This is a genomic window from Cupriavidus sp. C2SS-8b (assembly GCF_057073745.1).
In genome coordinates, this window is the sequence record NZ_CP172718.1 from 228,337 (window position 1) to 243,477 (window position 15,141).

The 15,141-nt window shown below is 57.5% G+C and carries 13 protein-coding genes; 6 read left to right on the plus strand and 7 right to left on the minus strand.

From position 1 onward, the window contains the following. Window positions 1-13 precede the first annotated feature (13 nt). Window positions 14-1,012 (plus strand): AraC family transcriptional regulator, encoded by a 999-nt coding sequence (locus ACIGJB_RS30700; protein WP_043355323.1) that lies wholly within the window; start codon window positions 14-16, stop codon window positions 1,010-1,012. Between the two features lie 230 nt (window positions 1,013-1,242). Here the strand turns inward: ACIGJB_RS30700 and ACIGJB_RS30705 are convergent, their stop codons facing one another. The 3 genes from ACIGJB_RS30705 to ACIGJB_RS30715 all read right to left on the minus strand — a co-directional run bounded on the left by ACIGJB_RS30705 (window position 1,243) and on the right by ACIGJB_RS30715 (window position 4,903). Beyond that, a complete protein-coding gene (locus tag ACIGJB_RS30705) occupies window positions 1,243-1,581 on the minus strand; it encodes an EthD domain-containing protein (protein ID WP_052495067.1) in 339 nt (112 codons plus the stop codon). A gap of 327 nt (window positions 1,582-1,908) precedes the next feature. Next, complete coding sequence (locus ACIGJB_RS30710) at window positions 1,909-3,516, minus strand: GMC family oxidoreductase (protein ID WP_043358193.1); 1,608 nt, start codon at window positions 3,514-3,516, stop codon at window positions 1,909-1,911. A 10-nt stretch (window positions 3,517-3,526) separates the two neighbouring features. Next, complete coding sequence (locus ACIGJB_RS30715) at window positions 3,527-4,903, minus strand: MFS transporter (protein WP_063778466.1); 1,377 nt, start codon at window positions 4,901-4,903, stop codon at window positions 3,527-3,529. A 1,035-nt stretch (window positions 4,904-5,938) separates the two neighbouring features. Here ACIGJB_RS30715 and ACIGJB_RS30720 point away from each other — a divergent pair. From ACIGJB_RS30720 to ACIGJB_RS30740, 5 genes are all read left to right on the plus strand, one after another. Continuing rightward, complete coding sequence (locus ACIGJB_RS30720) at window positions 5,939-7,228, plus strand: cytochrome P450 (RefSeq protein ID WP_196765234.1); 1,290 nt, start codon at window positions 5,939-5,941, stop codon at window positions 7,226-7,228. Between the two features lie 23 nt (window positions 7,229-7,251). Beyond that, window positions 7,252-7,449: a ferredoxin gene (locus ACIGJB_RS30725; protein ID WP_043355325.1), complete on the plus strand. Its 198-nt coding sequence runs from the start codon at window positions 7,252-7,254 to the stop codon at window positions 7,447-7,449. Further along, the gene (locus ACIGJB_RS30730) at window positions 7,449-8,645 is read left to right on the plus strand and encodes an NAD(P)/FAD-dependent oxidoreductase (protein ID WP_062794398.1); all 1,197 of its coding nucleotides are present in this window, start codon (window positions 7,449-7,451) and stop codon (window positions 8,643-8,645) included. Before ACIGJB_RS30725 ends, ACIGJB_RS30730 begins: the two co-directional genes overlap by 1 nt. Window positions 8,646-8,676: 31 nt before the next feature. Further along, window positions 8,677-9,645: a Bug family tripartite tricarboxylate transporter substrate binding protein gene (locus tag ACIGJB_RS30735; RefSeq protein ID WP_043355327.1), complete on the plus strand. Its 969-nt coding sequence runs from the start codon at window positions 8,677-8,679 to the stop codon at window positions 9,643-9,645. Between the two features lie 62 nt (window positions 9,646-9,707). Beyond that, window positions 9,708-11,135, plus strand: a complete 1,428-nt coding sequence (locus ACIGJB_RS30740) for an NAD-dependent succinate-semialdehyde dehydrogenase (RefSeq protein WP_062794397.1) — start codon at window positions 9,708-9,710, stop codon at window positions 11,133-11,135. Window positions 11,136-11,392: 257 nt separating this feature from the next. On the opposite strand, the gene ACIGJB_RS30745 is transcribed toward ACIGJB_RS30740, so the two are convergent. From ACIGJB_RS30745 to glcE, 4 genes are all read right to left on the minus strand, one after another. Next, a complete protein-coding gene (locus tag ACIGJB_RS30745) occupies window positions 11,393-11,839 on the minus strand; it encodes a MarR family winged helix-turn-helix transcriptional regulator (protein ID WP_081050314.1) in 447 nt (148 codons plus the stop codon). A 306-nt stretch (window positions 11,840-12,145) separates the two neighbouring features. Beyond that, window positions 12,146-12,670, minus strand: a complete 525-nt coding sequence (locus ACIGJB_RS30750; protein ID WP_043355330.1) for a gamma carbonic anhydrase family protein — start codon at window positions 12,668-12,670, stop codon at window positions 12,146-12,148. Window positions 12,671-12,797: 127 nt separating this feature from the next. After that, a complete protein-coding gene (gene glcF, locus ACIGJB_RS30755) occupies window positions 12,798-14,057 on the minus strand; it encodes a glycolate oxidase subunit GlcF (RefSeq protein WP_043358198.1) in 1,260 nt (419 codons plus the stop codon). Between the two features lie 10 nt (window positions 14,058-14,067). Further along, on the minus strand, window positions 14,068-15,141 hold the full coding sequence (glcE, locus tag ACIGJB_RS30760) for a glycolate oxidase subunit GlcE (protein WP_062794395.1): 1,074 nt from the start codon (window positions 15,139-15,141) through the stop codon (window positions 14,068-14,070).

The window sequence follows — 15,141 nt, forward strand, 5'->3', positions numbered from 1 at the left end:
TCATTGTCATCCCATGTCCGCGCCCACCGCTTACTACGCCAGCACCTACGTGAACCTGCTTTTCGACTACTTGCAGGACCAAGGGCTGGATGCCGTGCATGTGCTGGGGGAATCCAGCCCTAATTGCCAGGAAGTGCGACTCTACGCGCTCGATCACTGGCGGCGTTTGCTTGAGCGTGCCGCCGAGGTTTGCAATGATCCGCTCCTCGGATTGCACGTTGGCCAGCGCATTGCGCCTGCGCATCTCGGCGTGCTTGGATACGCACTTGGGGCTTGCCCTGACGTCGGGGCTGTCTTGCAACGCTGGCAACAGTACGACCGTGTGGTTGCAAACGTTACGCCGGCGGAGCTAAGAACCGAAGGTAAGTCCGTCGTGATGACGTGGCCCCGTTCGACGGAACCAACGGGGCCGCTCGTTGACGAAACGGCCTTGGCTGCGATGACCCGTTTCACGCGAGCCATGACAGATGGTGATGTGAGGCTGGAGGAGGTGTGCTTTGTTAACGCAACACCTCAAGACACCACCCCTTATCTTGCATACTTCGGCTGCCCGGTGAAGTTCGACCAACCGGAGACGAGTCTGCGCTTCCCCGTCGACCTTTTGCAGGCGCCTCTGCGTCAACCTGATGAAGCGCTACTGCGAATCATGGAGCTTCAGGTACAGGCTCTGCTGGGTGCCATGCCGAAGATGGATGACATGGAACATGCCATCAGGCAAGCGGTAGCCGGGCTCGCGCGTCAAGGCGAAGTGAGCCTTGAAACAGTGGCTTCCTCCATGCACATGACCCCCCGCACGTTGCAGCGGCGACTCGACAAACTGGGTCTGAAATTTCGCGAGCTACGTGACGACACGAGACGCCGGATTGCAGAGAATTACCTAAAAGATCCACGGCTTTCGCTCGCTGAGGTGGCCTGGATACTTGGGTACTCGGAGCACAGTGCATTTACTCGCGCATTCCGGAGATGGACATCGCAGAGCCCGCAAGCCTGGCGCCGCGAAATGGATGCGTGATCCGCTACGGGCAACAGCGCAGTCGCCCATGTGATTGCAGCGCTGAAGGTTTTAGGCTGGCCTCCTCGGCCCAAGTCCCAAGCTCTCGCACCGGGTTGCATGGCCTTCCATCGCCGCTACGGCGGAGTAAGCGACCCGCCCTGGCCCGTCGCCTCACGTGGCGGAGAAGCTGTTGAGCTTCTACCCGACTCATCTTTGAGACGACGGGAAAGCAGGTACTTCCATGCCGTCTACTTACTGCGAATCACCTCGGTGATTGGCTCGAAATAGCAACCATATTTGACATCGCCCACCGTGTCACTCATTTGCATCTCCGCTGTGTTGACGCGAGCCTGGATCCCATCTGTGACGACCTGCGGGTCAGCGGCCTCGCAGTTATAGAGTGCCAGGTACTGCCACGGATGAGGCCCCGCTTTTCGCTGCTGCTCCGTGCGACTGAAGCGCTGTGCGCTCACCACGCCCGGTACGCGCAACACGTCTGGAAGGTGCTGCTCGGTATACCAGCGATTGAACTCTTCTTCACGCCCCGGAACCGCGTTCGTGAGTACCAGATAGGTGAACTTGACCATTCTTATCTCCTTAAGGTTATTGAAGTACAGGGAATGTCCAGCGGCCGATGCCCTGTGACGCGCCCGTGATGGGTATGTGTTGACTGGCGAGTCCCTTGTTCACGTGGTCCTCTTTGCTGGAACCCGCGCTTTGGCATTCCGGCGGTTTCGGCGCTTGAGAGAAAGGGTGTGGCCCAACGCTTCCATCAAACGACGCAAGCCCGTAGACGTTCCCATTCGATGCTGGGAAATCTATGCTGCAACCTTTCGTCCCCGTGTAAGGGGACAACCGGGAAGAAGGCGACGGAGCAAGCTCGAAACGCCAGTGAACAGAGTTCTCCGAAAACTTCAACGAGCGGATGTGCGTGAATTTCGTATCAAGTCTGCGGCCTTCTCTGCCATGGCCATAATGGGAAGGTTCGTGTTCCCACTGATGATCGTTGGCATCACAGATCCATCAATTACTCTCAAGTTCTCAACCCCGCGCACTTTCAACTCCTCGTCAACAACAGCGTTGTCGTCGACTCCCATGCGACACGTGCCAACCGGGTGATAGATGGTTTCCGCATGCGAGCGTATCCATGCCTTACGGGCTGCACCGGTGGAGAAAGCATCGATGTCGAGCCTTCGTTTGATGTACTTCCGGAGCGCCGGCTGGTCGACAATCTCGCACGTGCGTTCCACGCCGCGCACCAAACTCTCCAGGTCAGACTCGTCTGAGAGGAAGCGAGGGTCGATTCGGGGAGAATCGGACGGATCTGAAGAACGCAGTCGCAGCACGCCTCTACTTTTTGGACGCAGCTGGCATACGCGGACTGCAAATCCGTGGGGAACTTTTTCGTTAGGCGGTGGATTGCGCAGCGCAATGATCAGATGGGCCTGCCACTCAGGCAGATCCGGATTTCTGTCGGAGTTGTAAAATGCTCCTGCCTCAACGCCTTGAGAGGAAGCCGGCCCGCCTCCTGAAAGAAGATAGCGAGCTCCTGCCATTCCGCCTCTTACCAGGCCGATATAGGGCGTGAGCGTATTGGGCTGCGACGCTTCTAAGCGAATCGCGCAATCAAGATGGTCCTGAAGGTTCTCACCGACGCCTTGCAGATCGACCACGGGAGCGATACCAATCGACTGCAGATGTTTGGCCGGTCCGATCCCCGAAAGCATCAGGAGTTGCGGTGAGGCAATGGCCCCTGCTGTCAGAATCACTTCGCGGTCCGCGCGAAGCTCCACCTCCTCCCATCCATCCTCAATCACTACGCCTTGCGCTCGCTTTCCGGCAAGGAGAATCCTGCGGACTTTACAGTTCGCCATCAATGTCAGATTGGATCGGTTACCTGCTCGATCCAGGTAACGATAAGCACCGGATCGCTTTCCCTCGGCAATCGTAAGCTCGTAGAATCCTGCGCCTACCTGCGACGCCCCATTGAATCCGTTGTTCTCCGGCATACCGGCCGATACTGCGCTCTCTATGAACGCAGTCGATATGGCGTTTTGCTGCGTGCCGTATGACAGGCGAATCGGACCCGCGTACCCGCGATCGTCATTCCTCGCCTTCGTTACCAGTGATGCATCCTCAATCTTTCGAAAGTACGGACGAAGGGATTCATAGTCCCAGCCCGACAGGCCCTGAGATGCCCAGTTGTCGTAATCGGATCGGTTCCCCCGGATAGCAATCATGGAATTGATCGAGGATGAACCGCCCACCACCTTGCCCCGGGGTATATAAATATTCCGATTGTCCAGTTGTGTCTGGGGCTCCGTCCAATAGCGCCAGTTGAATTTTTGGCTCTTATAGAGAACCCGGATCCCTGCCGGCATCTGAACAAAGATGGATGACGCGGGAGCGCCCGCCTCTATCAGCAGTACCTTGACGCTGGGATCTTCACTCAGCCGAGAAGCGAGAACACACCCTGCCGAGCCGGCGCCGATAACAATGTAGTCGTATGTAGCGGTTTTCATAATCAGGAGATCACTCAACGCGAGCCGATGCCTTGAGCGCCATGCGCACGCGGCGAATGTGCTCGTCCGACTGTCCGAGCTCATCAATCGGTACTCGTGACGTTTCAGGAGACGCCAAGATGGCAAAAATAGACAACACTGCGCCCCCCATCATGAAATAGGCGGGTGATGAAGGGTTTCCGGTCAGCTTCGTCAGAGAAGCGCTGATTAAAGGAGCGGTGCCGCCAAATAGCACCATGGCCACGTTGTAGCCTACCGACATGGCGCTGTAGCGTGTGCGTGTCGGAAACAACTCCGTCATCATGCAGAACGGCGCGCTGCCATACATCCCCATCAATACCCCGACGCTAGCCATCGTGGCAATTACCACCTCTGGTGTCGAGCCCACGACGATCCGGAACAAAGGAAGCGCAACGACGAGGTATGCCAATGCCGCCGTAAAGGCGACGGGTCGTCGACCCACGCGGTCGGATAGCGCTGCAGCGAATGGGATCACAATCACTGAACCCAGAAAGGCCAGGCCGGACGCCGCTAGAGCTTGCCCGCTACTCAACCGTCCAGTTGACACGAGATAAGACGGGAGATACGCCAGGATCAAGTAGTAAGGGATGCCGTGTGAGATCGCTACGCCAAGACATTTGACAATGCTTCGCCAGTCGTCACGAAGGGCTTCGCGCAATGGTGCTTGTGCCGCGCCCTCGCGTTCCAAGTGCAACCGGAATGCCGGTGTTTCCTCGATGCGCAGCCGCAGCCAGAACGCACCCAACCCAATCGGACCAGCGATCAGGAAGGGCAATCGCCAGGCCCATGCCTCAACTGCCGTCTGACCAAAAATGCTGGTGATCGCCAGAACAAGACCGGATCCGCTCAACGCACCAATTCCAGCCGACATACCGAAGAACCCGATCACAACGCCACGCCGGCGTGTCGGGGCGTACTCGGCAAGGAATGCGAGTGCTCCACCTGCTTCGCCTCCCGCGGAAAATCCCTGAATCATGCGTAGGGCTACCAGCAGCAAAGGAGCGGCGATGCCAATCGCCTCGTATCCCGGTAGGACACCGACCAACCCCGTCGAAACGCTGATCAAACCAACGACAATCGCGAGCGTATCGCGCCGTCCAAGCCGGTCTCCCAGCGATCCAAAAAACAGAGCGCCGAGTGGTCGGGTAACGAATGCGACGGAGAATGCCGCGAAAGCCGCTATCAGGCTAACGATCGGGTCGCTGCTTGGGAAGAACACCTTCGCCAGGGTGGCGGAAAGATAGCCATACAACGAGTAGTCAAACCACTCCAGCATGTTTCCCACGGCGGCACCGGAGATCGGCTTGAGAACATCCCGGACCCGCTGGGGGGTGGGGGTCGAACCTCTTCGGGGATGATGTTGCATTGATTTTGTCTCCACTTCTATAAGCAATGTTTGAAAAACCGAAGCGCGCTTACTCTTATTTGTGGTAAATATTAGGTAGCCTACCTATTACAATCAAATAGGCGTTTACCCTCCCATCAACGAAGTCAGGTGGCTGATTTTGAGCCGCAAATGACACTTTTACGCTTTATCTTGACAGACCATCGTGGCGACCTACGCTCTATGTAATCGATTGCATCGTGGAATGGGCTATGCGCCGATGCGAACGAGTGTTGAAAGACCTGCTTTTTTCTTGCGGTGGCCCCCCTAACTAAAGTCGATCACCCCGGAGGTAGCTATGTCACTGATGGCAGCGGTACGCGAGGCGTTCAATCAATGGGAGCGCTTTCGATTCATGTCGATGTTCGAGTACCTCAGTGCCGAGTTAGGGGAGAGCTGGAGCCTATTTATTTGATTTGTAGGCTGCCAAAGCGAGGTCGCTTCGGCTTTCTCGCTTGCCTTCTTGCACCGGCTTCACTGTCCCCCCGCGCCTCTTTAACAACGCGTCGTGAGGCTGCCCCCTTGGTCAGCGAGTGGTGGCGATCGCGCACTTCTAACCCCACGTCCATGCGGGTGTTTTTTCACGCCTATGCATAGGTAAGAACCGAAGCCCTGCGATCCCGACCTTACGGAAGGTCCCGGCGTCAAAGGTGGCCTCCAGCAGGTCCCAAGCGGGCCTCCGGCCGCGCCTCACTCGGTACCGACCTCTGTCGTCAGCCAGCCCGGCCGGACCGCATATCTACCCTGGGACGAGCTATAACAACCAGAAGGCAAACAGTCCTCGCGCATACCCAGTGGGTCACCGGCGGCATATCTTGACCACTGAAATCGGCGGTCGCCCGCCTTCAGGCCAACTGGGCTCCCCCAGTCTAGCCACGCCCTCCTCTCCCACCCCTGGTCCCGCTCGAGATTTGTGACGCGAGGTCAATCCTCTGCACCGATTAGGGTAAACCCCTTTTGCATATAGTAGGTAGGCTACCTAATATGTACTCACAATTTCCCATCGGAGACATATTCATGACCGCCCCCCAAACCCCCACGCAGTCGACTGGCTGCCCGTTTCACGCGGCCTCACCTGCGCAGTCCACGTGTCCGATGCACGCTGGCGGGGACAGCGGCATCCCCGACTTTCCGCCCGAACGGGTCGATCCTTTGTCGCCGCCGCCGGTGTACTTCCAGATGCAGCAAGGAAGCGGCTTGGGGCAAGCTAGGCTCTGGGACGGAAAGATCGCCTGGCTGATTACGCGCTATGACGACGTCCGCTCGGTCCTGTCTGACCCTCGCTTTAGTTCTGACATTACGAATCCCGGCTATCCCACTGTCAGTGCTGCAATGAAAGTTGCCCGGGGTAGTAACCGGACCTTCATCACCATGGATGCACCCAAGCATGCAGAGCATCGGCGCATGCTGACAGGTGAATTCTCGATCCGCAAAATCGAGGCCCTTCGCCCGCGGATTCAGGCGATCGTAGACAAGCTGCTGGACGACTTCGCAACAAAGCCTCAACCCTCCGACCTGGTTAGCGCCTTTACGTTGGCTACGCCGGCATTGGCGATCTCAGAGTTGCTTGGCGTTCCGTACGAAGACCATGACTTCTTTCAGGAACTGGCGATGGTCCTGACGTCGAGTAGTGCGACGCTTGAGGAGGCCATCGCCGCAAATCATGAGTTGTGCGAGGTGTACCTGAAGGGCCTGGTGGCGAAGAGATCGGAGAACCCCGGGGAAGATATCCTCAGCCGCCTCATCGTCAATCACGTACGAAAGGGCGATATCACCGAAACGGACGTTGTTTCCCTTGCAAGGCTCTTGCTGATTGCCGGCCACGAGACCACGGCGAATACGACCGCAATGGGAGTGCTTTTCCTCCTGCAACGACCGGATATCTGGAATGAGCTTCGACAAGACACAAGCCTCGTTCCAAATGCGGTGGAAGAAATTCTGCGCTATCTGGATGTCACACATTCAGGAAAGCGTCGTGTCGCGACCGAGGACATTGTCGTGAACGGACAAATGATCCAGGCGGGCGACCCCGTTGTAGTGCTGAGTGTCTCGGCCAATCGCGACAGCTCGAAATTTGAAGATCCGAATGTGTTCGACCTTCGCCGAGATTCAAGGACGCAGGTCTCGTTCGGATACGGCCCGCATCAGTGCATCGGTCAACCCCTCGCACGGCTCGAAATGCAGATCATGTTCACCGCCTTGCTGGAGCGGTTTCCGAACCTCGAGCTTGCTGTTCCCGTGGAAAGCCTTGAGTTCAAGGGCGATTCACTCATGTATGGCGTCAAGGAACTCCCTGTTCGCTGGTAATCCCGACTTAAATGAGAAGCATCATGAAAATCACAATCTACCCCGAAAAGTGCTGCGGTTCTGGTCAATGTGTCGTCAACGCGCCGGATCTGTTCGACCAAAAGGACAATGGCATCGTCATTCTCTTGAACGCAGAGCCGTCGGCTGACCAATTCGAATCAGCACGCCTGGCGGCTGGCATCTGCCCAGCGCTCGCCATCGAGATTCACGAGGATCAGTGATGAACTCCCCCGAGCACATCGTCGTTGTCGGCGCCTCGGCCGCCGGCATCACGGCAGCACGAGCGCTGCGCGCACAGGGCTGGGGAGGGCGGCTCACGCTGATTGGAAAGGAAGGCGGCATGCCCTATGACCGCCCTCCTCTTTCAAAGCGGCTGATGGCAGGAGAATGTCCGGTAGAGGCGCTCAACCTTGTGTCCGAAGACGGCATGAAGGCGCTGAACCTGCACTACCTGGACGGGACATCGGCCACCGGCCTCGATACGGACGCCAGTTCACTGCAACTCAGCAACGGCTCCACACTTCAATATGATCGCTTGCTGATCGCCACGGGCGCGGACGCTCGAGTGATTCCCAACCTCAGCCAGGCGGCGAACTGCTACAGCCTGCGCAACTTAAACGACGCGCTGGCGATTCGGGAACATCTGACTGCCGGAAAGCGGGCACTAGTAGTCGGCGCGGGCTTCATCGGCACAGAGTTAGCGGCGATTGCAAAGACCAGCGGCTGTGAGGTGACCGTCATCGACAAGTCGAAAGTTCCTCTCGGGGCGCGAGTCGGGGATATCGTTGGGAAGCGGATCGAAAAACTCCATGAAGCCAACGGCGTGGTTTTCCACAACGACTGCGAACTCAGGGAGGTGAAATGGCGTGACCGCACCATTACCGAAGTCCGCTTGGACACTGGGGTTGTGATTGCTTGCGACGTAATTGTTGTGGCTATCGGCGCAGTTCCCAGCGTGCAGTGGTGCAGCGGATTAAACATCCGCAGCGGCGTAGTCTGCAATGAATACTGTGAAGCAGCCCCGAACGTATATGCCGCCGGCGATGCTGCAGAGTGGTTTCACAAAGGCTACGGCGAGCACATGCGTATTGAACACCGGACGAATGCAAGCGAACAGGCGATGGCCGCGGCAAAGAACATGCTCGGCTCTCGCGTTGAATACGCTCCGCTGCCGTTCTTCTGGTCGGATCAGTACCAGGTCCAAATCCACAGCTACGGACGCATCGGCCCTCAATACACCGTTGAAGTTGTCGAAGGGGATCAACTGAAAGACGACTCCTGCATCTTTCGCTACTACCAGGGAGACGTTTTGATGGGCGTTCTTAGTTGGAACGCCAGTAGAAAAGCGCGTGAGCACATCAAGCTGTTGAAGGAGGAGTGGACGAAGAGCCACGCTCCAGCTGCGGTAGCAGGTTAAGGCTGTATTTCATAATAAAAGAGGAGACAACATGACAAAACCCGCTTCGGCTATCCGCAGAGCAGTCCTACTCTGCTCCCTGGCCCTGCCCTCCATCCTGTACGCCCAGCAATCTGGCCCGTTGCCGGTCCGGCTCTTTGTTGGCTACGGACCGGGCGGTGGCACCGACGTAGTTGCACGCGCAGTTGGCGAAGAGCTGGCAAAAATCTGGAATCGGCCCGTAATCGTCGAAAATCGGCCAGGCGCAAACGGGGCGATCGCCAGCAAGGCTGTCGCGCGAGCTGAACCGGACGGTTCGATCCTTCTGGTCATGCCCCCGTCCACGTTGATCATCGACGCAAACTTGCGCCCCACTGTTGCTGTCGATCCCACCAAGGAACTCACCCTTGTGAGCGGGCTAGCCGCAACCCCACTCGTTGTGGTGACCCCGGCTTCCGCGCCATACAACAACCTCGCTGACCTCATTAAGGCAGCTCGTGCGGCCAACGGGAAGTTCACGTACGGATGGGCCAACTTGGGCATGCGTGTCGGTATGGAGGAGTTCGCGCAAAAGACCGGGGTAAAGATGACCCCAGTCGGCTACAAGAGTGCTGGGCAAAGTGTCCCCGCTATCGTTTCAGGCGAGATCGATATGCTCATGATCGATATGGCACCGATCGCGCAACTCGTTAAGGCTGGAAAAGTGAAGGCCTTTGCCGTGTCGACGCCAGAACGCTCGCCTATGCTGCCAAACGTCCCTACATTCAAGGAAGCGGGGATTGACGTCCAGCTTACGGGAACCATCGCCCTGTATGCGCCTGCCAAGATGCCCCAGAACGCAATCAAAAAAATGCAGAGCGATGTCGCTACGATTTTGAAGAACGGCGAGCTTCGCACGCGGATGCAAGGCACTGGAATGGAAGTCATTACGCAGTCCCCGGAGGATTTCGAGGGCTACCTTAAGCAGCGCAAGAAGAGCATTGATGCAGTAATTAAGGTCGGTGATTTTAAGCTCGAATAGATCGACCTCCGTCACAAGCACAGAATTTCGTAGCTAACCTCTTAGTCATTGGAGTACACGCTGTGTATCCAGAATTATCCCTTTACATCAATGGCGAATTTCTCGGCATTGAAGGCCGGCGACACCAGGACGTAGTCAATCCTGCGACGGAGGAGGTCGTTGGGCGACTGCCGCTCGCCACCCGCGAGGACCTCGACACCGCCGTCGAGGCGGCTCATCGAGCTTTCCTGACGTGGCGCGACTCATCGCCTTTGGAACGCAGTGCAATCTTGCGTAAAGTTGCGGAGCTCGCCCGTCAAAGGGCGCCGGAAATCGGCCGCAACATGACCATTGACCAGGGGAAGCCTCTGCACGAAGCCGTGGGCGAAGTAACGGTTTGTGCAGAGCATGCGGACTGGCATGCAGAAGAGGCTCGGCGGATCTACGGCCGCGTGATCCCCAGCCGCAACCCTAACGTCCGCCAGCTCGTGCTACGTCAGCCGGTCGGAGTCTGCGCAGCCTTCACCCCTTGGAATTTTCCCTTCAATCAGGCGATCCGGAAAATCTCTGCCGCGCTTGGCGCAGGCTGTACGATCATTCTGAAGGGACCAGAAGAGACACCGAGTGCCGTGCTGGCGATCGCTCAACTGTTCCATGATGCGGGCCTTCCTCCTGGTTGCTTAAACATTGTATTTGGCGTCCCGGCGGAGGTGTCAGCACACCTCATTGCATCTCCGCTGGTCCAGAAGATCTCCTTTACGGGGTCCACTGCTGTTGGCAAACAACTAGCAGCTCTAGCAGGATCCCATATGAAGCGAATCACTATGGAGCTTGGTGGTCACTCCCCTGCAATCGTCTTCGACGATGCGGATGTCCATACCGCCGCCGAGATGCTTGCAAACTACAAGCTGCGAAACGCTGGTCAGGTATGCGTCTCGCCCTCCCGCTTCTTCGTCCAGCGCGGGGCTTACGATAGGTTCCTCAGGCGTTTTACGGACGTCATTGGCGCAGTGCGGGTCGGCAACGGTATAGACAGCTCGACACAGATGGGACCGCTCGCAAACCAACGCCGTGTTGCTGCAATGGAAGGGTTGATTGCCGACTCCAAAGCGCGCGGCGGAAAGGTTGTCGTGGGAGGGACCAGGTGCAGCGACACAGGACATTTCTTCGCGCCCAGCGTCGTTATAGACATTTCAGACGACTCCATGCTCATGACTTGCGAGCCATTCGGCCCTGTCGCCCCGGTTGTAGCGTTCGACGATCTGGATGAGGTGCTGGCACGGGCGAACAAACTGACTTACGGCCTGTCGTCTTACGTGTTTACCGAGTCAGCGAAGACAGCGCATGCTGTCTCTACCCGCCTTGAGGCCGGCATGGTCAACATCAACCACTTTGGAAGCGCTCTCGCCGAAACACCGTTTGGAGGCATTAAAGATAGCGGTATCGGGAGTGAGGGTGGGACCGAGACGTTCGACGGCTATCTCGTCACGAAATTTGTAACTCAAGTGTAGATCGGGGGCCGCAAAGGGCGATACGTCGCCCTTTCCCCCGAAGCTACGTTCCCAGTCAGGTTTTGGCGCCTAAGTGAGTGTTAGGCGCCTTTTTTATTAGCGTATAGGTCGCGGCAGTGCGCCCCATATTGGGCGATGCGGTTGCTCTCGGCGACTCTGACAACTCCCTGCATGGCTCCGCAGTTGCAGCGCAAGCGCGGCCGGCTAGCGATAAGCCTTCTCGAATCGTGTCGTCTTCCAGGAAGATTTCGTTGGTATTACTCGTGGTCCAGCCACGGTTCTCTTTTGAACATCTTATCGATGATGGGGAACATCGCGATCACCGTCTGCAACTCCTCGGGCGTCAATCCCTCCATGCGCTTGCCCAGTGCCGCCGTCCGCTGTGCGGCCAATTTGCCGGCCACAGCCCGGCCTTCATCAGTAATCTGAATCATGTTGTTGTACGAGCCGACGGGTGCGGAGCGCGCGATTAACTCGGCGTCGACCATCCGCCCGACAATCTGCGTCATCGTAGGCAATCTGACGCCTTCATTCCTGGCCAGATCGCTAACTCGCATCGGCCCTCTTACGAGCAATGCACTAAGAACAGCGCTCTGCGCGGGGGGCACGTGCGCCGCTCTCATTTCCCGCCGCAGCGCTACAACGATCCGCATCAAGCGGGGTCTAAGTTCGTCCGCAAGCATTTCAACCGTAGGTTCTGTCATGTCTACAAAAAGGGGGCAATCACTGAGCAGATGATATAACGATTCAGTGAAGAATGATCGCGCGAAGTACCTGGAGGCACCGAGTCGATATGGTCCGACTGGTGAGGGTAGCGACCACGCAGACAGCGGCGGCGCGTGAAGGGGTTCTGTGCCTGTGGCCGGGTAGCAACTCAAGGCCGGGCCTTGTCGCGTTCGTTCGCGATGGCCGGAGCACCAATCTTGATGGAGAGGGATGACGAGACGAGGCGCTGGCTGGCGCTCTCGTCTCAAGGCGTCGACGCTTGATCCGCCGACGCGCGGAGCTTGCTAACTCAGCTTGACCAGGTCCTTCTTGTACGTCTTCGCCTTGTTAATGTAGTCGTCAGCGTTCTTCTCGATCGCAGCTTTGACTTCCTCCGTTAGTTCACGTACCTGCTTTGCAGGTGTGCCCATGACCAAGCCTCCTGCCGGGAAGTTCTTGCGCTCGCCGATCAAGGATCCGGCCCCCACGAGGCATTGTTGTCCGAGTTCGGATCCATTCAGGATCACAGCCTGAATGCCGACCAGACTACGTGCTCCGACCTTGCAACCGTGAAGCATCGCCTGGTGTCCAATGGAGACCATCTCGCCTACCTCGACGGGAAAGCCAGGATCGGTGTGCAACACAGCCCCCTCCTGGACGTTCACGCCTCGCCTAATCGTGATCTTTTCATTGTCGCCGCGGATCACAGCGCCGGGCCAGATGGACACGTCTTCGGCGATTTCCACGTCGCCGATGATTACCGCATGCTCGGATACATACGAGCTCGGATGAATTGTCGGTTCTTTCTCTCCAATTCGATAGATCGCCACAAAATGCTCCTCTTATCTTGATGTGACTAACTTTTCGCCGACCGCGTTACTTGCAGGAGGCGAAACACTACTGCATGGGCCGCTCTCGCAGCCCGTGCCGACTTCGACGCCGTTTCTTGCCCTGCCGCTAGATAAATACTTGTTCCTCTGGTTGGACTGCCGGCTCGATTGCATCATCCAGTACCTCGATCCAGTGCTTTACTGGCGTGGGCGTTCCACTTTGCAAATGCTGGATGCAACCGATGTTCGCGGACACGATGCAGTCAGGTTGCTTCTCGCTCAGATGCTCGATCTTGCGGTCTCTGAGCTGGAGTGAAATTTCGGGCTGCAGAACGGAGTAGGTGCCGGCTGAGCCGCAACAAAGGTGACTCTCCACGCTGGCACGATGAACGGAAAAGCCCAACTGTCCCAGATGCTCCTCCACCACTCCCCGCAGCTTCTGGCCGTGTTGCAGCGTGCACGGCGGATGGAACGCCAAGGCCGGCTTGTCGCACGCTTTGACTTTGCCGCGCAGTCTTGGCAGAAGTTCAGGAAGCAATTCGCTCAGGTCGCGGGTCAACTCGCTAACCCGAGCTGCCTTCTCGGCGTACTCCGCGTCATGCTTTAGCAAGTCGGCGTAGTCCTTCACGGTCGCGCCGCAGCCGGACGCGTTCATGACAATTGCCTCGACTTCACCGCTGGAAATCGCCGGCCACCAGGCGTCGATGTTTCTGCGCATATCATCGAGGCCGCCCTTGTGATCTCCGGTGTGCAGCCGGATCGCGCCACAGCAACCGGCTCGAGGAACACTTACAACCTGAAAGTCGGCTGCATCGAGTACCCGCGCGGTCGCAGAATTGATGTTCGGCATCATCGCCGGCTGCACACAACCTTCGAGCATGAGCACTTTCCTGGCGTGGCGGCGCGTTGGGCGCTGACCCGCAGGTCTGCTCGGCGTAAGCTTGTTGGCGAGCTTGGAAGGAAGTAGCGGCCGAACCATTCGGCCAATCTTCATGGCCGGCAAGAACAATGGCGAAGTTAGCCCCTCACGCAGCAGCCAACGCACCGCGCGGTCTTTTGGCGGACGAGGAATTCGCTCATCGACTAGCTTCCGCCCAATGTGAACTAGCTTGCCGTACTCGACACCGCTGGGACAGGTGCTTTCACAGTTCCGGCACGTCAAGCAGCGGTCTAGATTCTGTTGGGTGCTTGCTGTGACCTCTTCCCCCTCAAGCAACTGCTTCATCAAGTAGATGCGTCCCCGGGGTCCGTTACGTTCATCGCCCAGAAGCAGGTAAGTCGGACACGTTGCCGTACAAAAGCCGCAATGCACGCACTTGCGCAGAATCTCTTCGGCCTCCGCCCCTTCTGGAGTGTTGGCAAACTCATGACTTAGTTTTGTCTGCATATGGAGCCCCTTACAGGCCGGGGTAGAGTCGACCAACATTGAAGATGCCATCGGGATCAAACGCTTGCTTGAGATTGCGATGAATCTCGAAGAGCGCATCGCTCGGTGGCGTGAACACGCCGCTCCTATGATGCGGATCCCTGAACAGCGTGGCGTGACCACCAAGCGATGACGCCATTTCCCGAACGTCCTCGATGGGATCGTCGGTGTATAGCCATCTCAATGCACCACCCCATTCAATAAGCTGATTCGCGGCCAAGAAGGGTTGGGAGACTGCCGGAACGGAAACACGCCAGAGAGGCGCGTCGCTCTGTGAAAAGAAGTCGTGGCGGTGGTCGCGGACGGCATCCCACCAGGACAACGCTTCGTCTGGTTCCAGCTCAGTCCCGCCCAAACGCTTTCTGGCTTCCGTGACAGCAGAGGCTGCACCACTCAGTCGGAGGAACAGCTTTCCGTCGTGCCAGGCACTCGCATTGACTGGCAATGCTTGCCGAGTCAGCCCGTTTAAGAGAGACAACGCCCCTGCTTCGTCGCGTTCAATGAACAGGGTGATCCTCGATGAATGAATGGGCAGAACCTTCAGCGAGACCTCACAGATAACACCGAGTGTTCCCATTGAGCCCGCCAGGAGACGCGAAACGTCATAACCGGCAACGTTCTTCATCACTTGCCCGCCGAATGTCAGAAGCTCGCCTTTGCCGTTAATCATGGTCGCGCCGAGAACGAAGTCCCGAATGGACCCTACCCCGACGCGTGCTGGCCCGCTCAGACCTGCCGCGACCGCTCCTCCGACAGTACTTCCTTTAGCAAAGCGTGGCGGCTCAAAGGCAAGGTACTGATTGTGCTCGGCCAGCACGGCCTCAAGTTCTTCTAGCGGTGTGCCTGCACGAGCGGTGACAACCAGCTCAGACGGTTCATAGCTGCAAATTCCGCTGAGGCGCCGGACATCACACGGTTCACCCGACGGCTCTTCACCGTAGAAGCATTTCGTACCGCCGCCAACGATGTTGAGAGAGGTCTTCGTTTTTCTTGCATGCAGGACTGTCTCAATCAGATGAGACACTTCCGTGGGGATCGTCGTCAT

Coding starts and splice junctions, on each gene's coding strand:
- ACIGJB_RS30700 (WP_043355323.1), top strand. CDS start 14: ATGTCCGCGCCCACCGCTTACTACGCCAGCACCTACGTGAACCTGCTT.
- ACIGJB_RS30705 (WP_052495067.1), bottom strand. CDS start 1,581: ATGGTCAAGTTCACCTATCTGGTACTCACGAACGCGGTTCCGGGGCGT.
- ACIGJB_RS30710 (WP_043358193.1), bottom strand. CDS start 3,516: ATGAAAACCGCTACATACGACTACATTGTTATCGGCGCCGGCTCGGCA.
- ACIGJB_RS30715 (WP_063778466.1), bottom strand. CDS start 4,903: ATGCAACATCATCCCCGAAGAGGTTCGACCCCCACCCCCCAGCGGGTC.
- ACIGJB_RS30720 (WP_196765234.1), top strand. CDS start 5,939: ATGACCGCCCCCCAAACCCCCACGCAGTCGACTGGCTGCCCGTTTCAC.
- ACIGJB_RS30725 (WP_043355325.1), top strand. CDS start 7,252: ATGAAAATCACAATCTACCCCGAAAAGTGCTGCGGTTCTGGTCAATGT.
- ACIGJB_RS30730 (WP_062794398.1), top strand. CDS start 7,449: ATGAACTCCCCCGAGCACATCGTCGTTGTCGGCGCCTCGGCCGCCGGC.
- ACIGJB_RS30735 (WP_043355327.1), top strand. CDS start 8,677: ATGACAAAACCCGCTTCGGCTATCCGCAGAGCAGTCCTACTCTGCTCC.
- ACIGJB_RS30745 (WP_081050314.1), bottom strand. CDS start 11,839: ATGACAGAACCTACGGTTGAAATGCTTGCGGACGAACTTAGACCCCGC.
- glcF (WP_043358198.1), bottom strand. CDS start 14,057: ATGCAGACAAAACTAAGTCATGAGTTTGCCAACACTCCAGAAGGGGCG.
- glcE (WP_062794395.1), bottom strand. CDS start 15,141: ATGACGACGATCCCCACGGAAGTGTCTCATCTGATTGAGACAGTCCTG.